Here is a 20,705-nt window from a genome sequence, read left to right on the forward strand (position 1 = left end):
ACCATGCTGGCAGCCTTGAGCTTGAACTCACTCGAATAAGATTTACGCATATCCAAACACCTCAGATTTGGGCGCTATCATAGCGCCCGATTGAAGTGTCCAAAATCATTAGGCCAGTTCAAGCCCCCTCCCACATTTGGACCTCGATCGACAGACGCAACTCCGGTCGGCTTTAAGGCCGCCGCGTTTGCCTTTGCTCTACACCACTCAAGCCGGCTGTCAGGCCGCTGTGCTCTTGCTTTTGATCTTGATCTTAGGCGCCCCGTTAAACACGCTGGCCGGAATTCGACAGGGATTTGGGGGGTAAACCGGCAGGGATGCCGGTTTAGCCGCCCCGCGCCATGGATGGCGCGTGGCGGCGGCCCCCCAAATCACTGGCGAATTACGGGCACACCGAGCCTAAGCGAGGTGCCGAGTGTTGGGGCAAGAGCCCTTTGGTTACTTTGGGGCTCTTTTCCAAAGTGACCCGCCGTAAGGGCGGAACCCATATCAGCCGTTACCACAGCAATGGATATGTACTCAACCCAACCCCATCATTGACCATCCCCCAAGCACTGCGTAGCCTTGCACCCTCGAGGTTCTTCGGCCCAGGCCGAAGCTAAGAAGGGAACGCGGTCCAAGCCGCGGCTGCCCCCGCAACTGTAAAGGGTTCATCTGACTGCCACGCCACTGCCACCAGGCGGGAAGGCGCAGCCAGCGCCGGTCGCAAGACCCGCAAGCCCCAAGCCAGGAGACCTGCCTCGTAACCGATTTTCCACTTCAACCGGGCGGGGTGATCCGGTGACGAAATCCGCTGCTGCGCGCCGTCGCAGGGCCTATCGTCCCGTATGCCCGCCCCCAAGGGCATCCGATGAAAACACTGGCCAAACTTCCCGTCACCATCGTTACCGGCTTTCTCGGCTCGGGCAAAACCACCTTGCTGCGCCATATGCTCGACAACGCCCAGGGCCGTCGCATCGCGGTGATCGTCAATGAATTCGGCGAGTTGGGCATCGACGGTGAAATCCTCAAGCAGTGCTCCATCGGTTGCACCGAAGAAGAAGCCAACGGCCGCGTCTACGAGCTGGCCAACGGCTGCCTGTGCTGCACCGTGCAGGAAGAATTCTTCCCGGTGATGCGCGAACTGGTCGCCCGTCGCGGCGACCTTGACCATATCCTCATCGAAACCTCCGGCCTGGCTCTGCCAAAACCCTTGGTACAAGCCTTCCAGTGGCCGGAAATCCGCAGTGCCTGCACCGTTGACGCGGTGATCACCGTGGTCGACAGCCCGGCCGTGGCCGCCGGCACGTTCGCCGCGTTCCCGGACCAGGTCGATGCCCAGCGCAAACTCGACCCGAACCTCGACCACGAATCGCCACTGCACGAGCTGTTCGCCGACCAACTGGCCAGTGCCGACCTAGTCATCCTCAATAAAGCCGACCTGATCAGCCCCGAAGACCTGGCCCGCGTGCGCCTGGAAGTCGCCGAAGAACTGCCGCCGGCGGTGAAGATCATCGAAGCCAGCAGCGGTCGCCTGCCGCTGGACGTGCTGATCGGCCTGGGCGCTGGTTCCGAAGAGCATATCGACGGTCGCCACAGCCATCACGATCATCACCACGACGGTGAAGACGATCACGATCACGATGCGTTTGACTCCATCTCCATCGACCTGCCGCAAGCCGACGAAGCGCTGCTGCTCGACGCCCTGACGCAATTGGTGGTGCAGCACGGCATCCTGCGTGTCAAAGGTTTTGCCGCCATCCCGAACAAGCCAATGCGTCTGCTGATCCAGGGCGTGGGCACGCGTTTCGACAAGCATTTCGACCGCGCGTGGGGCGCCGACGAAGCGCGCATCACGCGCCTGGTGCTGATCGGCCAGGACCTGGACGCGGCAGGTCTCGAAGCGCAACTGCGCGCAGCCCTCAGCGTTTAACCCATGCACCTGCTCAGGACTCAGCCCGGTGGTTTTGTCTCGGACGACAATATTGCCGACCTTGGCCAAACCCCCGCTGAACTGGTGATCCTGTGCAGCGGTGATTCCAGCCTGGCGCTGCTGGCCGAAGCGGCCCAGCAGTTGCCCGACGACTACCCCAGCTTGCGCCTGGCCAACCCGATGCAGGTGCAGAACCATGCCTCGGTCGACCTGTACGTCGATGAGGTGCTGCGCCACGCCAAGGTCATCCTGATTTCGCTGCATGGCGGCATCGGTTATTGGCGCTACGGCATCGAGCGCTTGGTGGAGTTGGCCGAGCGTGGCGTGCAGTTGATCCTGGTGCCGGGGGATGATCGCCCGGACCCGGAGCTCAGCGCCTTGAGTACCGTGGGCGCAGAAGAGCGTGATCGCCTCTGGCAGTTCCTGCGCCAGGGCGGCCTGGGCAATGCCTTGGATTTCTATCGCTGCCTGGCCAGTGGTTACCTGGGCCGCGACTACGCCTGGGAAGCGCCGCACACCCTGCCGCGCACGGCGATTTATCATCCTCGTCACGCCAATGCCCGTCTGACCGATTGGCAGGCCGACTGGAACGCTGACTGGCCGGTGGCGGCGGTGCTGTTTTATCGCTCGCATTTGCAGGCGGCCAATACCGGTTTTATCGACGTGTTCTGCCAGCGTTTGCAGGCGGCGGGCCTCAACCCGTTGCCGATGGCGGTGGCCAGTTTGAAAGAACCGGGCTGCCTGACGGTGGTCGAGGACTGGCTGGATGAGGTCGGTGCGGCGGTGATCCTGAACACCACCGGCTTTGCCCAGTCCAGCCCCGAAGCGCCGCACCTGCGCCCGTTTCGCCGCAATATCCCGGTGATCCAGGCGATCTGCGCCCAGGACAACCAGCCCGGCTGGGAAGCCAGCGAGCAAGGCCTCGGCCCGCGTGACCTGGCCATGCACATTGCCTTGCCGGAGCTGGACGGGCGCATCATCAGCCGGCCGATCAGTTTCAAGGACCTGGCCTGGCGCAGCGAGCGCAGCCAGTCGGATGTGGTGTGCTACCGCGCCGCACCTGAGCGCATGGATTTTGTCGCTGAGCTGGCGCGGCGTTGGGTCGAGCTGGCGCGGGTGCCGAATGCGGATAAACGCGTTGCGCTGATCCTTGCCAACTACCCGACCCGCGACGGCCGGATCGGTAACGGCGTGGGCCTGGATACCCCGGCCGCCGCGCTGAATATCCTGCGTGCCCTGCAGGCTGAAGGCTATCCGCTGCCGGACACCTTGCCCGACAGCGGCACGGCGTTGATCCACGACCTGTTGGGCGGTGTCACCAACGACCTGGACAGCCTCGACCTGCGCCCGTGCCCTCAAAGCCTGGGGCTGGATGACTACGACGTACTGTTTCAGCGCTTGCCCGAGGCCAATCGCCAGGCGGTGCTGGAACGCTGGGGCCCGCCGCAGAACGACCCGATGTGCCGCGACGGTCGCATGATGATCGCCGGCCTGCGCCTGGGCCTGACCTTTGTCGGGATCCAACCGGCGCGGGGTTATCAGGTGGACGCCAGCGCGGTGTATCACGATCCGGACTTGGTGCCGCCTCACGCGTACTTGGCGTTTTACTTTTGGCTGCGCCACACCTACGGCGCCCATGGCGTGATCCATGTGGGCAAGCACGGCAACCTCGAATGGCTGCCGGGCAAGGGTGTGGGCCTGTCGGAGAACTGCTGGCCCGACGCGCTGCTGGGGCCGCTGCCGAATATCTACCCGTTTATCGTCAACGACCCGGGCGAGGGCGCCCAAGCCAAGCGGCGCACGCAGGCGGTGATCATCGATCACCTGATGCCGCCGCTGACCCGTGCCGAAACCTACGGCCCGCTGCGCAACCTGGAGTTGTTGGCCGACGAGTATTACGAAGCGCAATTGCTCGACCCGCGCCGCGCCCTGGCGTTGCAGAAAGACATCCTCGCGCTGGTGCGTGAAACCCGCATCGACCAGGAGCTGGAGCTGGAGAGCGATGCTGACGCGGCCGTGTGGCTGCCGCGCCTGGACACCTATCTGTGCGACCTGAAGGAGTCGCAGATTCGCGACGGCCTGCACATTTTTGGCGAGTCGCCCGCCGGCCGCTTGCGTATCGACACCTTGCTGGCTTTGCTGCGCATCCCGCGTGGCGATGGCCGTGGCCCGCAGTCGAGTGTGCTGCGGGTGCTGGCCAAGGCGTTTGACTTGGGTTTCGACCCGCTGGACTGCGCCCTGGCCGAACCCTGGACCGGACGGCGTCCCGAGGTGTTGCAGAAGATCGACGCTCAGTTGTGGCGCACTGCCGGTGATACCCGCGAGCGCCTGGAGCTGTACGCGGCGCGGTTGATCGAGCAGGCCTTGGAAGGGCCGCTGGAACAATTGGAAGAGCCCGGCTGGGAAGACGTGAAAGCCGTGATCGAAAGCCTGCGTATCGTCGTGGCGCCACGCCTGGACGCCTGTGGCCCGGCGGAAATGCGCGGGCTGCTGGACGCCCTGGGCGGCCGTTTTGTGCCTGCTGGCCCCAGCGGTGCACCGAGTCGCGGGCGTTTGGATGTGCTGCCCACCGGACGCAACTTTTTCAGCGTCGACGTGCGCAACCTGCCCACCACCACGGCCTGGCGCATCGGTTTCCAGTCGGCCAACCTGATCCTGGAGCGACACCTCCAGGACCATGGCGACCACCTGCGCCAGCTCGGCCTGTCGGTATGGGGCACCGCGACCATGCGTACCGGTGGCGATGATATTGCCCAGGCCATGGCACTGATGGGCGTGCGCCCGGTGTGGGCGACGGGCAGCCAGCGCGTGGATGACTTCGAGATTCTGCCGATCAGCTTGCTGGACCGGCCGCGCGTTGACGTGACGCTGCGGGTGTCCGGCTTCTTCCGGGATGCCTTTGCTAACCTGATCCGCCTGTTCGATGCAGCGGTGCAGGCGGTGGCCGCGCTCGACGAACCGGACGCTATGAACCCGTTGGCGGCCAAGGTGCGCAGTGAGCGCGAGGCGTTGCTGGCGTCCGGCCTGGACGCAGAGGCTGCGGCGAAACAGGCCGGCTGGCGCATCTTCGGCGCCAAGCCTGGCGCCTATGGCGCGGGTGTGCAGGGCGCGATCGACGGGCGCCTGTGGCAGAGCCGCGAAGACTTGGCCGAGGTCTACCTGAACTGGGGCGGCTACGCGTATGGCGGCGCCGACGAGGGCACCGCCGCCCGCGAACAGTTCGCCCAGCGGTTGAGCCAGGTGCAGGCCGTTTTGCAGAACCAGGACAACCGCGAGCACGACCTGCTTGATTCCAATGATTACTACCAATTCCAGGGCGGCATGCTCGCCGCCGTGGAAACCCTGAGCGGTGACAAGGCCGCCAGCTACCATGGCGACCATAGCCAGCCGGACCTGCCGAAGATCCGTACCTTGAAGGAAGAGCTGAACCGGGTGATCCGTTCCCGCGCCGCCAACCCCAAGTGGATCGAAGGCGTGAAGCGCCATGACTATAAAGGTGCGTTCGAGATGGCGGCGACCGTGGACAACCTCTTTGCGTTCGACGCCACTACCGCGCTGATTGACGATCACCAATACGCCTTGTTGGCCGACGCCTATTTGCTCGACCCCGACACCCGGGCCTTTGTGCAACAGCACAACCCGGATGCACTGCGCGATATGACCGAACGCATGCTGGAAGCCCAGCAGCGTGGGATGTGGCAAGAGCCGGGGGCGTACCGTGAGGCGTTGGAAAACCTGTTGCTGGACATAGAAGAAGACAATTGATAGCGCGCCAGACGCACTTTTGTAGTGAGCGGGCTTGCCCCGCGCTGGGCTGCGAAGCGGCCCTGACAAGGTCGCCTCATTTTTTCAGGTATAACGCGGTGTATCGCAGGGGGGCGGCTTCGCCGCCCAGCGCGGGGCAAGCCCGCTCACCACAGGGCAAGCCTGCTCACCACAGGGCAAGCCCGTTCACCACAGGCAGGATTTAAAGAGAATTCGCATGACTGATATTCCCCATTTCCCGCTGTCCGCCGTGGTCGGCGCCGACGACCTGAAACTGGCGCTGTGCCTCACCGCCATCGACCCAAAGATCGGCGGCGTGCTGATCGAAGGTCCGCGCGGCATGGCTAAGTCGACCCTGGCGCGCGGCCTCGCGGACTTGTTGGCCAGCGGACAGTTCGTGACCTTGCCGTTGGGCGCCACCGAAGAGCGCCTGGTCGGCACACTGGACCTGGACGCCGCATTGGGCGAGGGCCGTGCGCAATTTTCACCCGGCGTATTGGCCAAGGCTGACGGCGGCGTGTTGTATGTCGACGAGGTCAACTTACTACCCGATCACCTGGTGGACCTGCTGTTGGACGTGGCGGCGAGCGGTACCAACCTGATCGAGCGCGACGGCATTTCCCATCGCCATTCGGCTAGGTTTGTGCTGATCGGCACCATGAACCCGGAGGAGGGGGAGTTGCGCCCGCAACTGCTCGACCGCTTTGGTTTCAACGTGGCGTTGAGCGGGCAGACCTTGCCGACCGAGCGCGGGCAGATCATCCGTCGGCGGTTGGATTTCGACAGCGATCCCGCGGTGTTCTGCGTGCAATGGTCTGAGCCTCAAGCAGCCTTGCGCGAACGTTGTACCCAGGCGCGGGCGCGGCTCGACAATATCGAGTTGGATGACCGGGCGCTGGCGCAGATCACCGAGCGGTGCTTCGCCGCCGGTGTCGACGGCCTGCGTGCGGACCTTGTGTGGCTGCGAGGCGCCAGGGCGCATGCCGCATGGCGGGGGGCCAACGCCATCGCCGAGGAAGATATCGAAGCCGTTGCCGAGTTTGCCCTGCGCCATCGCCGTCAGGAGCAAGCGTCACCGTCCAGCCCGCCTCCTGAAGGCCAGGCACCGAAACCGTCGGACACCTCGCCCGGCCAAGGCCAATGGGGTGATATGCCCGCCCCGGCGTTACCCACCGGCGCTCGTCGGGATGTGCCCGCCTGGCCAAAAAAGCCCTAGGCATTCGCCCCCGGCCTGACGCGGGGGCGGATGCCCGGCCCAAGGCAGGGCGATTGGACAGTGGCAGGCACGGCAAGGCACGCAGCGCCAAGCAAGGCACGATCAATTGGCCGGGCACTTTGCTCGGTGGGCGGCCGCAATCGCGAGAGGACTTGCTGTTTCACCTGCGCAGTCGTGCGGCCCATGAGCTGTGGCTGGTGATTGTCGATGCGTCGGCGTCTACACGGCGGCATCGGGCGTTAACCGACGCCAAGGGCTTGTTGGCGCAATTATTTGATGACGCTTACCGCCAACGGGCACGGATGGCGTTGTTGACCGCGAGCGGGCCAGTGCCGAAGTGGCAGGTACAGGGATTGAAAGCAGCCAAGGGCTTGGCGGGCTGGCTGGAGCAGTTGGGGGCGGGCGGTGGCACGCCATTGCTGGCGGCGTTGACCGAAGCCGGGGAATGGCTGGCGGTACGGCGCAAGCGATATCCGGCGGAGCGGCAGCGGTTGCTGGTGATTACTGACGGGCGACTCAAGGAAACTAACGGCCTACCGCTGTTGGGGTGCCCGGGGTTGCTGGTCGATATCGAGCGTGGGCCGATCAGGCTAGGTCGGTCCCGGGAGTTGGCGATCAGGTTGCAGTTGGAGTATCGGCATATCGATCAGCTGTAGTGCCTGGGCAACCGCTCTCGGGGCAAGCCCCCTCCCACATGAGAAATGCGCTCACCGGTGGGAGGGGGCTTGCCCCCGATGAGGCCCTGAAACTCACTACAAAAACTCAGCCAGCCCCCGGCACATTCGGCCAAAGGTCCGCCACCAGGAATAACCGCTCAGCTTCCTCCCAATCCTCACCCACCTGCACCAGCCGCACCAGCAACTGCGCCGGTGCCATCGGGTCCAGGTCGGCCAGCCAGCCCTGCATCCGCGCTTCGCTCCACACCTCATCCGCCGCGTAATGCGCCGGCGCCAACCACGCATGCCGGGGCAGGGGTTGCCAGTAGCCCGGTGCGCTGGCGCTGACAAATGCCTGCCAATCACGCTGATGCAGCCAACGCCCACGCAAATGCTGGGGATGGGCGCCAACGGGCGCCTGGGCTTGGCCAGGCCAGGGATACAGCAGATAACCGCCCAGCCACAAGTGCGCGTCGAATTGTTGGATGTCCAGCGCTTCCAGCGCCTCACGGCTTTCCGCCCGCGCTGAAATCGGCAGTTGATGCTGGGCCAGATGCGCGAGCTTGCGGTCCAGTCGGTCATGGCAGCCCGGACCCAGCCATTGCGCGGTGTCCTGGCCGTTGCCGTCTTGCGGCCCGAGATAGAGTTTGATCGCCAGTTCCAGGTGATGCACGCCATCACGGTCGCGCAGCAGCATGTCCAGCTCGCCGAGGGTATGCCCGGCGCGGCGGATCGGCAGGTTGGCCGCCAACAGTTCCACGCCCGGCGCATGGTGCACGGCGAACTGCCACAGGCGTTCGTAATACAGGCCCAGGCGCCGGGTGCGTGACAGGTTCAGCCATTGCTGCAGGGCGCTGCTGTCCTGGTCCAATTGTCGCAGCCAGTGTTCGAGCCGATGCGGCGCTTGCACCCAGTCGCTGCCGGTCAGCGGGTGGCGCTGCGGCCACGGCGTTTGCGCGAGCATCGGCGGGGCAAGCATCACCCACGCCAGGTCGCGCACTTCGGGGTGGCGCAGCTGGCGGGGCAGGTTGTGCAGATCCGGGAACACAGTCATGTGTCCGAGCATAGCCTTTTAACGACGGTGCAGGGGGCCGAGAACCATTGTCATCAAGGCTTCACGACGACAAAGGATTTTGCCTGACGCAGCCTTTCGCCCATAATCGTTCTTTTTTCGCCGCACCCCACATCCCGCAGGAGCCCCATGGAGCAATTTCGCAATATCGGCATTATCGGTCGCCTGGGCAGTACCCAGGTGCTGGACACCGTCCGCCGGCTGAAAAAATTCCTGCTGGAACGCCACCTGCATGTGATCCTTGAAGACACCATCGCTGAAATCCTGCCGGGCCACGGCCTGCAGACCTCGTCGCGCAAGATGCTCGGTGAAGTCTGCGACATGGTCATCGTGGTCGGCGGCGACGGCAGCCTGTTGGGCGCCGCTCGCGCGCTGGCGCGGCACAATGTGCCGGTGCTGGGGATCAACCGGGGTAGCCTGGGGTTCCTCACTGACATCCGCCCGGATGAGCTGGAAGTCGAAGTGGCCAAGGTGCTCGACGGCCATTACCTGGTGGAGAACCGCTTCCTGCTGCAAGCTGAAGTGCGCCGTCACGGCGAGGCCATCGGCCAGGGCGACGCCTTGAATGACGTGGTGCTGCACCCCGGCAAATCGACGCGGATGATCGAGTTCGAGCTGTACATCGACGGGCAGTTCGTGTGCAGCCAGAAGGCCGACGGCCTGATCGTCGCCACGCCCACCGGCTCTACGGCCTACGCGCTCTCGGCGGGTGGCCCGATCATGCATCCCAAGCTGGATGCCATTGTGATCGTGCCGATGTATCCCCATATGTTGTCGAGCCGGCCGATTGTGGTCGACGGGAACAGTGAGCTGAAAATCGTGGTGTCCAAAGACATGCAGATCTACCCGCAAGTCTCCTGCGACGGGCAGAACCATTTTACCTGCGCCCCCGGTGACACCATCACCGTGAGCAAGAAAGCACAGAAGTTGCGGTTGATCCATCCGCTGGACCACAACTATTACGAAGTGTGCCGCACCAAGCTGGGCTGGGGCAGCCGCTTGGGGGGTGGAGGCGACTGATGCTCGATCCCGCGCGTAGCTACGACCTGATTGGTGACGTGCACGGTTGCGCCCATACCCTTGAGCATTTGCTCGACCGGCTGGGCTACCACAAGCAGGGCGGCACCTGGCGCCATCCGTCGCGCATGGCGGTGTTCCTCGGCGATATCATCGACCGTGGCCCACGCATCCGCGAGGCGCTGCATATCGTCCACGACATGGCTGAGGCCGGCCAGGCGCTGTGCATCATGGGCAACCACGAATTCAACGCCTTGGGTTGGAGCACACCGGCGCCGCCAGGCAGTGGCAAGCAGTTTGTGCGCGAGCACAGCCCACGGCATGCGCGGTTGATCCAGGAAACCCTGACCCAGTTCGAACACCACCCGGACGATTGGCGCGACTTCCTCGGCTGGTTCTATGACATGCCGCTGTTTGTCGACGCCGGGCGTTTCCGCGTGGTGCATGCGTGCTGGGACGAGGGCTTTATCCAGCCGCTGCGCGCGACCTTCCCCGACGGCTGCATCGACCAGCACTTCCTGCAGGCCGCCGCCGTGCCGGGCAGTTTTGCCTGCAACGCCTTCGACCGCCTGCTGCGCGGCACTGATATGCGCCTGCCGGATGGCCTCACGCTGACCGGTGGCGACGGCCTGACGCGTTCGTTCTTCCGCACCAAGTTCTGGGAAGACGACCCGAAAACCTATGGCGACATCGTGTTCCAGCCCGACGCCTTGCCGGAGCCAGTGGCGCGTACGCCGTTGTCGTCCACCGAAAAGAATTCCCTGCTGCGCTATGGCGTCGACGAGCCCTTGCTGTTCGTCGGGCATTACTGGCGCAGCGGCAAGCCGGCGCCGATCCGCGACAACCTGGCCTGCCTGGACTACAGCGCGGTGCTGTACGGCAAGCTGGTGGCGTACCGCCTGGACCAGGAAACCCGTCTCGACCCGCGCAAGTTCGTGTGGGTCGATGTCGAGCGGCCGGAGGTGCTCACATGAGTCTCCTGCGCACCGCAACCGCACTTTTGAGGAACCTCCATGGATGATTCGACGTTCGACCAGCTGGAGGCCGCGCTGTCCGCTGCCCCCGGCAACGTCGCACTGCTGACCCTGTTGCTGGGCGCCAGCCTTGAGCGTGGCGAACACGCGCGCGGGTTGAAGCTGTTGCCGGCCGACCTTGAGCAATGGCCAGAGGCCGCAGCCTTGAAGCTGGCGGCGGCGCAACTGTTGCTGGCCGATGGGCAAGCGCAGAAGGCGTTGCCCTTGATCGAAGGTGCAGACCCCGCTGCGCGCCTGCTCAAGGCCCGTGCCTTGGCGGCACTGGAGCGCCTCAAGGAAGCCCAGGTGGAATACCGCGCAGCGGTGGACGCCAACCCGGCCCTGGAAGACATGGCGTTGTGGCGCCGCCTGAATGTGTCGGTGGTGGACTTCCCTGGCGCCGAGGGCCGCCCGCGGCTGCGCGTGATCTCCAATGACGACACCGACCAGAGCGAAGTCGTGCGCCTGCTGGTGCCGGAAAACGAAACCCTGACCTTCGATGATATCGGCGGTCTGGATGAGCTGAAAAAGACCATCCATAAAAAGATCATCCTGCCGTACCAGAAACCGGGCCTGTTCCAGCGCTTTCGCAAGAAAGTCGGCGGCGGTGTGCTGCTGTACGGCCCGCCGGGCTGTGGCAAGACCATGCTGGCCCGCGCGACGGCGGGGGAATGCAAGGCGACGTTTTTCAACGTGGCGATTTCCGATGTGCTGGATATGTACATCGGCGAGTCCGAACGCAAGTTGCACGCGCTGTTCGAGCAGGCGCGGGCCCAGGCGCCGGCGGTGATGTTTTTCGACGAGGTTGAAGCGCTCGGTGGCAAACGCGCCAATACCCGCGAGTCGACCTCGTCCAAGCTGGTGAGCCAGTTCCTCTCCGAGATGGACGGTTTTACCAATGACAACCACGGCGTACTGATCCTTGCCGCGACCAACGTGCCGTGGTCGGTCGACTCGGCATTCCGCCGCCCCGGCCGGTTTGACCGCGTACTGTTTGTGCCGCCACCGGATCGCCCGGCGCGGGAGGCGATGCTCAAGGCGATGATGAAAGGCCGCCCCATGGCTGACGACATCGACTTTGCCTTCCTGGCCAAGAACACCTCGGGCTTCTCCGGCGCCGACCTCAGCGAGCTGGTGGAAACCGCCGCCGACGAGGCCATTGAAGCGTCCATCGAGAGTGGCGCCGAGCAGTCGATCTGTGACCGGCATTTCAAGCACGCCTTGAAAGAAGTGCGCGCCACCACCCTGGAATGGCTGACCACGGCGCGTAACTACGCGCGGTATGCCAATGAAGGCAACCAGTACGACGAAGTGCTGGCCTTCCTCGACAAACACGGGAAGGGTCGCTGATGGCGCAGTACGGTGGGTATCGCATCGAAGATGAACCGCGCCCCGGCGCCTTGGCCAAGTGGGCGGTCTCGCCGTTCTGGCCGCTGCTGGGCCTGATGCTGGGCGGTGCCTGGCTGGGCTTGCCGTGGTTTGTGTTCAACTCCATCGCCGTCGGCAGCCCGACGCGGGTGCGCGAATGGGTGCTGGCCGGCGTGGCACTGCTGGGCAGCCTCGTGATCGGTTTTGTATTGCTGCAACTGGTGGGTGCCGGTTATCTGCAAACCCAGGCGCAAATCCAATACGCGTTGCTGGTGCTGGTGGTGTGGAAACTCACCCTGGGTTACCTGCTGTATATGCAGCAAAACGCGACCATCGAGATTTACCAGTACTACGGCGGCGAGCTGAGCCGCTTTGGTTTTCCCTTGGCGTTGATTGGTGGCTTCGTGCTCAAAGGCATGGTCGTCAAATGGCTGCCGTACACCCTGTGGTACCTGGTGGTGAGCTGATGAATACCGACTATCTGCTGCAACTGGCCTACCAGCGCCTGCAGGCTGACCACAATGACGGCGCCATCGACGCACTGCGCCAACTGCTGGCCAGCGATCCGCATTCCGCCGAGGCGCATGCCTTGCTGGCGATCTGCTTGATGAACATGCGCCGCGTGCATGCCGCCAAGCGCGAAGTGCACCTGGCCCTGGCCGCCGACGCGCAACTGCCGCTGTCCCACTATGCCGCCGCGCAAGTAGCGATTGCCTTGCGCAAGTTCAAGCTGGCCCAGGAACACGTGAACCAACTGCTGGACATGGAGCCGCTGAACCCGGCGTATTACCGTTGCCAGGCCGAGTTGTACCAGCTTACCGGACGCCTGGCGCAGAGCCGCGAGCCGCTGGAAAAAGCCTTGCAACTGGGCCCCGACGACCCCGCCAACCTGGTGGCCCTGGCGCAGTTCCACCGTGCCAGCAGCCAATGGGACCAGGCGTACCAGTTCGCCCGCCAGGCGTTGCAGGCTGACCCGGCGAATGCGGCAGCGGTGGTGGTGCTCGGTCACCTGTTGTTGCGTGAAGGGGATATCAATGGCGCCCGTGACCACGCGATCTGGGCTTTGCAGGAGAACGCTACCAACGTCGCCGCGCTGCACCTGCTCACGGCAGTCAAGGCACGCAGCAATGTGTTCCTCGGCACCTGGTGGCGTTTCAATAGCTGGATGAACGAGCGCAGCGCCACCCGCGCCATCATCCTGCTGCTGTGCATGTTCGTGGTCTACCGTGTTGTAGTGATTACGCTGACGGACCAGGGCTATCCGCAAGTGGCGGAGATGGTCAACTGGCTGTGGCTGGCGTTTGCCGCCTACACCTTCGCGGCGCCGCAGATCTTCCGGCGCTTGCTGGACAAAGAGCTTGTACAGGTCAAGCTCTCCAAGGAATTCTGACGGGCCGGGCCCGTCAACCCTGTACTCGCTGAACCTCAGAGGCTGTTCACATGTCATCTTTTGCTGAAATGATCGAAAACATCACCCCGGACATCTACGAGAGCCTCAAGCTCGCCGTGGAAATCGGCAAGTGGTCCGATGGCCGCAAGCTCACCCCCGAGCAGCGCGAGCTGTCGTTGCAGGCGATGATCGCCTGGGAACTCCAGAACCTGCCGGAAGAGCAGCGCACCGGTTACATGGGGCCGCAGGAATGCCAGTCGAAATCGACCACCGTGCCGAACATCCTGTTCAAGTCGGATGCGATCCATTGATTGAAATTGGTCGCGGTGCAGTCAGCAAGATGTCGGTGCAACTCGGTGAGCCGACCGTTCAATACGCGTTTCGCCTCGGCGATACGGAGGTGCCGGTCAACCCGTTGATCGGCACTCACGTGCGCCTGGAATACCTCGGCGTCATTCATTGCAGCCATTGCGGCCGCAAGACCAAGACCAGCTTCAGCCAGGGCTATTGCTACCCGTGCATGACCAAGCTGGCCCAGTGTGACCTGTGCATCATGAGCCCCGAGCGTTGCCATTACGACGCCGGCACCTGCCGCGATCCAGGCTGGGGCGAAAAATTCTGCATGACCGACCATGTGGTGTACCTGGCGAATTCGTCGGGGATCAAGGTCGGCATTACCCGCGCCACCCAGTTGCCGACGCGCTGGCTGGACCAGGGGGCGAGCCAGGCGTTGCCGATCATGCGCGTGGCCACCCGCCAGCAATCGGGCTTCGTCGAGGACCTGTTCCGCAGCCAGGTGGCCGACAAGACCAACTGGCGTGCGCTGCTCAAGGGCGATGCGCAATCGGTCGACCTCAAGCAGGTGCGTGACGATCTGTTCGCCTCCTGCGCCGAAGGCCTGGTGAGTCTGCAGGAACGCTTTGGCTTGCAGGCCATCCAAACGATTGCCGACATTGAACCGATCGAAATCCGTTATCCGGTCGAGCAGTATCCGACCAAGATCGTCAGCTTCAACCTGGACAAGAACCCGATAGCCGAAGGCACGCTGCTGGGGATCAAGGGCCAATACCTGATCTTCGACACCGGCGTTATCAATATTCGTAAGTACACGGCCTACCAGCTCGCCGTGCATCAGTAGAAGGATGCCACCCATGCGCACCGAACAACCGAAGATGATTTACCTGAAGGACTATCAGGCGCCGGACTACCTGATCGACGAGACGCACCTGACCTTCGAGTTGTTCGAGGACCACAGCCTGGTCCACGCGCAACTGGTGATGCGCCGCAACCCTGAGCGCGGCGCCGGTTTGCCGCCGCTGGTGCTGGACGGCCAGCAACTGGAGCTGTTGAGTGTCAATCTGGCCGATCAGGAACTGACGGCCGATGATTATCAACTGACCGACAGTCACCTGACGGTGCATCCCAAGAGCGAGACTTTTACCCTTGATACCACGGTAAAAATCCACCCGGAAACCAACACGGCCCTGGAAGGCCTGTACAAATCCGGCAGCATGTTCTGCACCCAGTGCGAGGCCGAAGGCTTCCGCAAGATCACCTACTACCTCGACCGCCCGGACGTGATGAGCACGTTCACCACCACGGTGATCGCCGAGCAACATCGCTACCCGATCCTGCTGTCCAACGGCAACCCGATCGCCAGCGGTCCCGGCGAAGACGGCCGTCATTGGGCGACCTGGGAAGACCCGTTCAAGAAGCCTGCCTACCTGTTCGCGCTGGTGGCCGGTGACCTGTGGTGTGTCGAAGACACCTTCACCACCATGACGGACCGTGAAGTGGCGCTGCGCATCTACGTCGAGCCGGAAAACATCGACAAGTGCCAGCACGCGATGACCAGCCTCAAGAAGTCGATGCGCTGGGACGAAGAAACCTATGGCCGCGAGTACGACCTCGACATCTTCATGATCGTCGCCGTGAACGACTTCAACATGGGCGCCATGGAGAACAAGGGCCTCAACATCTTCAACTCCAGCGCCGTGCTGGCCCGTGCCGAAACCGCTACCGACGCCGCGCACCAGCGGGTCGAGGCGATCGTTGCCCACGAATACTTCCACAACTGGTCGGGCAACCGCGTGACCTGTCGCGACTGGTTCCAGCTGTCGCTCAAGGAAGGCTTCACCGTGTTCCGTGATTCGGGCTTCTCGGCTGACATGAACTCGGCCACGGTCAAGCGTATCCAGGATGTGGCCTACCTGCGTACCCACCAGTTCGCCGAAGACGCCGGCCCGATGGCCCACGCGGTGCGCCCGGACAGCTTTATCGAGATCTCCAATTTCTACACCCTGACGGTGTACGAAAAGGGCTCGGAAGTGGTCGGCATGATCCACACCTTGCTCGGCGCCGAAGGCTTCCGCAAAGGCAGCGACCTGTACTTTGAACGCCATGACGGCCAGGCCGTGACCTGCGACGACTTCATCAAGGCCATGGAAGACGCGAACGGCGCCGACCTGAGCCAGTTCAAGCGCTGGTACAGCCAGGCCGGTACGCCGCGCCTGGCGGTGAGCGAGTCCTACGACGCCGCGGCCAAGACCTACAGCCTGACCTTCCGCCAGAGCTGCCCGGAAACCCCGGACAAGGTGGAAAAACTGCCGTTCGTGATCCCGGTGGAGCTGGGCTTGCTGGACGGGCAGGGCGCAGGTATTGCCTTGCGCCTGGCCGGCGAGGCGGCTGCGGGTGCCACATCACGGGTGATTTCCGTGACCGAGGCCGAGCAGACCTTCACCTTCGTTGATATCCCGGAGCAGCCGTTGCCTTCGCTGCTGCGCGGTTTCTCGGCGCCGGTGAAGCTGAGCTTCCCGTACAGCCGTGACCAACTGATGTTCCTGATGCAGCATGACAGCGACGGCTTCAACCGCTGGGATGCCGGCCAGCAGTTGTCGGTGCAGGTGTTGCAGGAACTGGTTGCCCAGCATCAACAAGGCCAGGCCTTGAAGATGGATCAGCGCTTGATCACTGCGTTGCGCAGTGTGCTGAGCGACGAGCGTCTGGACCAGGCGATGGTGGCGGAAATGCTGTCGCTGCCGGGTGAAGCCTACCTGACTGAAATCAGCGAAGTGGCGGATGTGGACGCCATCCATGCGGCCCGTGAGTTTGCCCGCAAGCAACTGGCGGACAACCTGCATGAAGCGCTGTGGTTGCGTTACCAGGCCAATCGCGCGCTGTCCAAGCAAACGCCGTACGTGGCGGCGGCTGAGCACTTCGCCCGGCGCGCCTTGCAGAACATTGCGTTGTCTTACCTGATGCTCAGCGGCAAGCCGGACGTGTTGGCGGCGACACTGGAACAGTTCGACACCAGCGACAACATGACCGAGCGCCTGACCGCGCTGGCGGTGTTGGTGAATTCGCCGTTCGAAGCGCAGAAGGCCCAGGCATTGGCGGTGTTTGCCGAAAACTTCAAGGACAACCCATTGGTCATGGACCAGTGGTTCAGCGTGCAGGCCGGCAGCACGTTGCCGGGCGGGCTGGAGCGCGTCAAGGCGTTGATGGAGCACCCGGCGTTCACCCTGAAGAACCCGAACAAGGTGCGCGCATTGATCGGCGCATTTGCCGGGCAGAACCTGATCAACTTCCATGCGGCGGATGGCTCGGGCTACCGCTTCCTGGCGGACCTGGTGATCCAGTTAAACAGCTTCAACCCGCAAATCGCCTCGCGCCAGTTGGCGCCGCTGACCCGCTGGCGCAAATACGACAGTGCCCGCCAGGCGCTGATGAAGGCGGAACTGGAGCGCATTCTGGCGTCCGGCGAGTTGTCGAGTGATGTGTTTGAGGTGGTCAGCAAGAGCCTTGCGTAAGCGGCATTGTTGAATAAAAAAACGGCCTGTTCACCAGGCCGTTTAATGAGGTGGTCTCCCCCACACCCTGCGAGGGCTGCGCTTTCGCAGGGTGTTTTATTTTCGCAGACCCTGACCCTGACCCCAGCCTGCAATGCAGGCGGTCAAGGGGCTTTTTTACTGCTGACGTTTTCTGACAGGGGGCTCTGCTAAGCTGCGGCACGTTTCCTTTTTCGGCAGGCATTCCTGTGTCGCGTACCACTCGTCTTCTGACTTTGCTCCAGGCCCTGCGGGGTAAGAAACGTCCGGTGACCGCTGCCGTGCTGGCGGCGCAGTTGGAGGTGTCCGAGCGTACGTTGTACCGTGATATTGCTGAGCTGACGGCCTTGGGCGCACCGATTTTTGGCGAGGCGGGGGTAGGGTATGTGCTGCGCAGCGGCTTGTTTCTGCCGCCCTTGATGTTGAACGCCGAGGAAACCGAAGCCATCGTGCTCGGCTTGCGTTATGTGGACCAGCGCGGCGATGACGTGCTCAGTCGCGCCGCCGCCAATGCCCTGGCAAAAATCGCCGACGTGCTTGACCCGGCCGCCCAGGAAGCCTTGCGCAACCCGACGCTGCTGCCCGGTCCGCCAGGGTTCGGCTACCCGGAAAACCGTGTGCCCCTGAATGTATTTCGCGATGCCATCCGCCACCAGGCCAAGTTGCACATCGATTACGCGGACGCCAGCCAGACCCAAAGCCAACGCCTGATCTGGCCACTGGCCCTGGGGTTCTTGAATGAGGTGCGGGTGATCGTGGCCTGGTGCGAGTTACGCGGCGCCTATCGCACCTTTCGTACCGACCGTGTGGCGAGTGCCGAAGCGTGCGGTGAGCGTTATCCGGGGCGCCGCAGTGACTGGCTGCGGGCCTGGCGCAAGTTGATGGAGCAGAGTGAGTCCGCGCCGTTTACTCCTGACAAAAACTGACACAACCCTGGCTTAGCATGGCCGCACAAATCATCTGGAAAGGAGCTGTGCCATGTCTATCCCTGAGTTGGCGCCGGCCATTGCGGCCTATCTCGCGGCGGCCAATACCCGTGACACCTCGGCTGTCGCCGAGTGTTTTGCCGAGGATGCCAACGTGTTCGATGAGGGCCAGCACCGTGTTGGCACCGCCGCCATTGCGCGCTGGATGGAAGACACCGGGCGTCGTTACCAACCACGGGTCGAAGTGCTCAAGGTGCAACATCGTACCGGCAAGGTGTTGGTCAGCAATGTGGTGTCCGGCAATTTCCCCGGCAGCCCATTGGAGCTGCGCTACACCTTCCGGTTGAATGCGCAGGGCAAGATTTCACGGCTGGATATTTCCCTGTAGGTCATACTGGTGGGCATGACTTTCGACTCGCCCCTCGCTGCCTACCAACACGCCATTGCTCAACCGGGTTTCGTTGCTGACGACGCCCAGCGCCAGGCGGTGGATGCCCTGCAAGCCTGCCACCACGCCCTGCACCACGGCCAGGCGCCGATTGCCGGTGTGTACCTGTGGGGGCCGGTCGGGCGTGGCAAGACCTGGTTGATGGATCAGTTCTACCAAAGCCTGCGGGTGCCCGCGCGCCGCCAGCATTTTCATCACTTCATGGGGTGGGTGCATCAGCGCTTGTTCCAACTGACCGGTACTCACGACCCCTTGCAGGCTCTGGCGCGGGAGCTGAGCCAGGCAGTACGCGTGTTGTGTTTCGATGAACTGTTCGTCAATGACATTGGTGACGCGATCATCCTCGGGCGCCTGTTCCAGGTGATGTTCGAGGAGGGTGTGGTGATGGTCTGCACGTCCAACCAACCGCCCGATCAGTTGTATGCCGATGGCTTCAACCGGGAGCGGTTTTTGCCGGGGATTGCAGCGATAAAGCAGCACATGCAAGTGGTCACGGTGGACGGCGGGGAGGATCACCGGTTGCACCCGGGCGCGGGTATTCAGCGCTACTGGGTCAATCAGCCCGAGGCGCTGGCGGGCGTATTCGAGCAGTTGGCCGAAGGCCAGCCCACCCACAGCGGGCCGGTTGTCGTGGGGCATCGTTCCATCGTCGCCGTGCGGTCCGGCGCCACCGTGCTCTGGTGCCGCTACGCCGACCTGTGCGAACAGCCCCTGGCCGCAATGGATTTCATGCTGCTGTGCGATCGCTTCAAGGCGATCCTGCTGGGCGAAGTGCCTAACCTCAGCGCGCAGAAACGCCCGGGCCGGATTGCACGCGGCACCGAAGACGGTGCCCTGCGTGTGGTGGCCGGTGATCGCGAATTGCCGGCGTTGTCGGTGCACGATGACAGCGTACGTCGGTTTATCGCCCTGGTGGACGAGTGCTACGACCGCAAAGTGCCGTTATTTATCGAAGCGCAGGTGCCTTTGGAGAGCCTCTATACCGAGGGCTATCTGGAATTCCCGTTTCGCAGGACACTGAGCCGTCTGCAAGAAATGCAATTGCAGCGCTTTGGCTGACGTTTGTGCGAAAAAACCTCGGAATCGGATGATTGCGAATTTTCGAAGGGTCAACCTTCGCGATTTCATGCGCATATTTGTAGTTAATCTCCTTCATCTGCCTCCTGCTCCACGCTTACAATCGTGCCCCTCACAGGGAGCGATTCCCTTGTAATCGTGATCGAGGATGGAAATGGACACCCCAGATATCCTGGTGCTGCAAGCCAGCTACACCAACCCCGTGCATGCCGAAGCGATTGGCCATGTGCTCAACCATTACGCCGAAGACCCGATGGGCGGAGGCCACAGCCTGCCCGCCGACCTGCTGGAGCAACTGCCGGGTGAACTGGCAAAGCGCCCCCATGCGTTCAGCGTGCTGGCGTTTGTGGGGGGGGAGCCGGCGGGGCTGGTGAACTGCTTTGAAGGTTTCTCCACGTTTGCGTGCCGCCCGCTGGTCAACGTCCACGACGTGGTGGTGATGGGTGCTTTTCGTGGTTTGGGGTTGAGCCAGAAGATGCTGCAGAAGGTCGAGGAAATCGCCCGGCAGCGGGGCTGCTGCAAGATCACCCTCGAAGTGCTTGAAGGCAATGATGTGGCTCAAGCGGCGTATCGCAAGTTCGGCTTTGATGACTCGAAATTTGATCCGGCCCATGGGCGCATGTTGTTCTGGAACAAACCGCTTTAATCAATAAGTGGCAAAAAAAAGGCGCCATTAAATGGCGCCAAGTTCACCTTAGCCATAGGAGCGGAATGGTAAAGGGCAGTGCGGTTAAATCAACTGTGCAGTTGAATCAAGTATTCGGTTGTTGCTCGGCGGTGGATTTATCGGCCGCCTCTTTCTTCATGTTTTTTCCATCGGCCTGCGCGGTTTGTTCAGCGGTGCCGTGGGTCTTTTGCTGCATGAACGCGAAGTCGTTGTAGAACGCCTTCGAGCGCTCCGAACCGCCTTCGGCAAAGGCCGCGGCGGAGGTCAGGGTCATCAGGGTGGCAAGCATCAAGGTGGAGAGTTTCATGGCAGTGTTCCCATTAAAAGTGATCGGTATCCGCTCTGTCCTTG

General features: G+C 62.9%; 18 protein-coding genes and 1 riboswitch. Of the genes, 16 read left to right on the plus strand and 2 right to left on the minus strand.

Annotated elements, in window-relative coordinates; all coding sequences use genetic code 11:
- Window positions 1–558 precede the first annotated feature (558 nt).
- Window positions 559–758, plus strand: a riboswitch (cobalamin riboswitch).
- A 92-nt stretch (window positions 759–850) separates the two neighbouring features.
- The 4 genes from cobW (at window position 851) to QCBJ_RS06770 (ending at window position 7,549) form a co-directional block, all read left to right on the plus strand.
- Complete coding sequence (gene cobW / locus QCBJ_RS06755) at window positions 851–1,912, plus strand: cobalamin biosynthesis protein CobW (RefSeq protein ID WP_102060371.1); 1,062 nt, start codon at window positions 851–853, stop codon at window positions 1,910–1,912.
- A 3-nt stretch (window positions 1,913–1,915) separates the two neighbouring features.
- Entirely contained in the window at window positions 1,916–5,677 is a 3,762-nt protein-coding gene (gene cobN, locus QCBJ_RS06760) for a cobaltochelatase subunit CobN (protein WP_102060372.1), read from the plus strand.
- A 217-nt stretch (window positions 5,678–5,894) separates the two neighbouring features.
- Window positions 5,895–6,893: an ATP-binding protein gene (locus tag QCBJ_RS06765; RefSeq protein WP_102060373.1), complete on the plus strand. Its 999-nt coding sequence runs from the start codon at window positions 5,895–5,897 to the stop codon at window positions 6,891–6,893.
- A 53-nt stretch (window positions 6,894–6,946) separates the two neighbouring features.
- On the plus strand, window positions 6,947–7,549 hold the full coding sequence (locus QCBJ_RS06770) for a VWA domain-containing protein (RefSeq protein ID WP_102060374.1): 603 nt from the start codon (window positions 6,947–6,949) through the stop codon (window positions 7,547–7,549).
- A 106-nt stretch (window positions 7,550–7,655) separates the two neighbouring features.
- Here QCBJ_RS06770 and QCBJ_RS06775 read toward each other — a convergent pair whose 3' ends face one another.
- On the minus strand, window positions 7,656–8,603 hold the full coding sequence (locus QCBJ_RS06775) for a DUF1853 family protein (protein ID WP_102060375.1): 948 nt from the start codon (window positions 8,601–8,603) through the stop codon (window positions 7,656–7,658).
- Between the two features lie 147 nt (window positions 8,604–8,750).
- Here QCBJ_RS06775 and QCBJ_RS06780 point away from each other — a divergent pair, with 147 nt between their 5' ends.
- From QCBJ_RS06780 to QCBJ_RS06835, 12 genes are all read left to right on the plus strand, one after another.
- Entirely contained in the window at window positions 8,751–9,641 is an 891-nt protein-coding gene (locus tag QCBJ_RS06780; RefSeq protein WP_003217892.1) for an NAD(+) kinase, read from the plus strand.
- Window positions 9,638–10,612: a metallophosphoesterase gene (locus tag QCBJ_RS06785; protein WP_163825754.1), complete on the plus strand. Its 975-nt coding sequence runs from the start codon at window positions 9,638–9,640 to the stop codon at window positions 10,610–10,612. Before QCBJ_RS06780 ends, QCBJ_RS06785 begins: the two co-directional genes overlap by 4 nt.
- A gap of 39 nt (window positions 10,613–10,651) precedes the next feature.
- Window positions 10,652–12,001, plus strand: a complete 1,350-nt coding sequence (locus QCBJ_RS06790) for a 26S protease regulatory subunit (RefSeq protein ID WP_012723867.1) — start codon at window positions 10,652–10,654, stop codon at window positions 11,999–12,001.
- A complete protein-coding gene (locus QCBJ_RS06795; RefSeq protein ID WP_012723868.1) occupies window positions 12,001–12,486 on the plus strand; it encodes a hypothetical protein in 486 nt (161 codons plus the stop codon). The genes QCBJ_RS06790 and QCBJ_RS06795 overlap by 1 nt, the downstream gene beginning before the upstream one ends.
- The gene (locus tag QCBJ_RS06800) at window positions 12,486–13,409 is read left to right on the plus strand and encodes a lipopolysaccharide assembly protein LapB (RefSeq protein WP_102060376.1); all 924 of its coding nucleotides are present in this window, start codon (window positions 12,486–12,488) and stop codon (window positions 13,407–13,409) included. Before QCBJ_RS06795 ends, QCBJ_RS06800 begins: the two co-directional genes overlap by 1 nt.
- A 50-nt stretch (window positions 13,410–13,459) precedes the next feature.
- Window positions 13,460–13,720 (plus strand): YeaC family protein, encoded by a 261-nt coding sequence (locus QCBJ_RS06805; protein ID WP_102060377.1) that lies wholly within the window; start codon window positions 13,460–13,462, stop codon window positions 13,718–13,720.
- Complete coding sequence (locus tag QCBJ_RS06810) at window positions 13,717–14,547, plus strand: DUF2797 domain-containing protein (protein ID WP_102060378.1); 831 nt, start codon at window positions 13,717–13,719, stop codon at window positions 14,545–14,547. The genes QCBJ_RS06805 and QCBJ_RS06810 overlap by 4 nt, the downstream gene beginning before the upstream one ends.
- Window positions 14,548–14,560: 13 nt before the next feature.
- A complete protein-coding gene (gene pepN / locus QCBJ_RS06815) occupies window positions 14,561–17,218 on the plus strand; it encodes an aminopeptidase N (RefSeq protein ID WP_102060379.1) in 2,658 nt (885 codons plus the stop codon).
- A 227-nt stretch (window positions 17,219–17,445) separates the two neighbouring features.
- Window positions 17,446–18,162, plus strand: a complete 717-nt coding sequence (locus QCBJ_RS06820; RefSeq protein WP_012723873.1) for a YafY family protein — start codon at window positions 17,446–17,448, stop codon at window positions 18,160–18,162.
- Between the two features lie 52 nt (window positions 18,163–18,214).
- A complete protein-coding gene (locus tag QCBJ_RS06825) occupies window positions 18,215–18,550 on the plus strand; it encodes a nuclear transport factor 2 family protein (protein ID WP_012723874.1) in 336 nt (111 codons plus the stop codon).
- 15 nt (window positions 18,551–18,565) lie between these two features.
- Window positions 18,566–19,669, plus strand: a complete 1,104-nt coding sequence (gene zapE / locus QCBJ_RS06830) for a cell division protein ZapE (protein WP_012723875.1) — start codon at window positions 18,566–18,568, stop codon at window positions 19,667–19,669.
- A 172-nt stretch (window positions 19,670–19,841) separates the two neighbouring features.
- The gene (locus QCBJ_RS06835) at window positions 19,842–20,333 is read left to right on the plus strand and encodes a GNAT family N-acetyltransferase (protein ID WP_012723876.1); all 492 of its coding nucleotides are present in this window, start codon (window positions 19,842–19,844) and stop codon (window positions 20,331–20,333) included.
- A 106-nt stretch (window positions 20,334–20,439) separates the two neighbouring features.
- Here QCBJ_RS06835 and QCBJ_RS06840 read toward each other — a convergent pair whose 3' ends face one another.
- Entirely contained in the window at window positions 20,440–20,661 is a 222-nt protein-coding gene (locus tag QCBJ_RS06840; RefSeq protein WP_012723877.1) for a hypothetical protein, read from the minus strand.
- Between the last annotated feature and the right edge of the window lie 44 nt (window positions 20,662–20,705).

Source organism: Pseudomonas sp. QC2 (assembly GCF_002859085.1).
GTDB lineage: Bacteria > Pseudomonadota > Gammaproteobacteria > Pseudomonadales > Pseudomonadaceae > Aquipseudomonas > Aquipseudomonas petroselini.

What these genes read in the sequence shown, in the direction of transcription:
- cobW (WP_102060371.1), top strand. Translation starts at nt 851, where the DNA reads ATGAAAACACTGGCCAAACTTCCCGTCACCATCGTTACCGGCTTTCTC.
- cobN (WP_102060372.1), top strand. Translation starts at nt 1,916, where the DNA reads ATGCACCTGCTCAGGACTCAGCCCGGTGGTTTTGTCTCGGACGACAAT.
- QCBJ_RS06765 (WP_102060373.1), top strand. Translation starts at nt 5,895, where the DNA reads ATGACTGATATTCCCCATTTCCCGCTGTCCGCCGTGGTCGGCGCCGAC.
- QCBJ_RS06775 (WP_102060375.1), bottom strand. Translation starts at nt 8,603, where the DNA reads ATGACTGTGTTCCCGGATCTGCACAACCTGCCCCGCCAGCTGCGCCAC.
- QCBJ_RS06780 (WP_003217892.1), top strand. Translation starts at nt 8,751, where the DNA reads ATGGAGCAATTTCGCAATATCGGCATTATCGGTCGCCTGGGCAGTACC.
- QCBJ_RS06790 (WP_012723867.1), top strand. Translation starts at nt 10,652, where the DNA reads ATGGATGATTCGACGTTCGACCAGCTGGAGGCCGCGCTGTCCGCTGCC.
- QCBJ_RS06795 (WP_012723868.1), top strand. Translation starts at nt 12,001, where the DNA reads ATGGCGCAGTACGGTGGGTATCGCATCGAAGATGAACCGCGCCCCGGC.
- QCBJ_RS06800 (WP_102060376.1), top strand. Translation starts at nt 12,486, where the DNA reads ATGAATACCGACTATCTGCTGCAACTGGCCTACCAGCGCCTGCAGGCT.
- QCBJ_RS06805 (WP_102060377.1), top strand. Translation starts at nt 13,460, where the DNA reads ATGTCATCTTTTGCTGAAATGATCGAAAACATCACCCCGGACATCTAC.
- pepN (WP_102060379.1), top strand. Translation starts at nt 14,561, where the DNA reads ATGCGCACCGAACAACCGAAGATGATTTACCTGAAGGACTATCAGGCG.
- QCBJ_RS06825 (WP_012723874.1), top strand. Translation starts at nt 18,215, where the DNA reads ATGTCTATCCCTGAGTTGGCGCCGGCCATTGCGGCCTATCTCGCGGCG.
- zapE (WP_012723875.1), top strand. Translation starts at nt 18,566, where the DNA reads ATGACTTTCGACTCGCCCCTCGCTGCCTACCAACACGCCATTGCTCAA.
- QCBJ_RS06835 (WP_012723876.1), top strand. Translation starts at nt 19,842, where the DNA reads ATGGACACCCCAGATATCCTGGTGCTGCAAGCCAGCTACACCAACCCC.
- QCBJ_RS06840 (WP_012723877.1), bottom strand. Translation starts at nt 20,661, where the DNA reads ATGAAACTCTCCACCTTGATGCTTGCCACCCTGATGACCCTGACCTCC.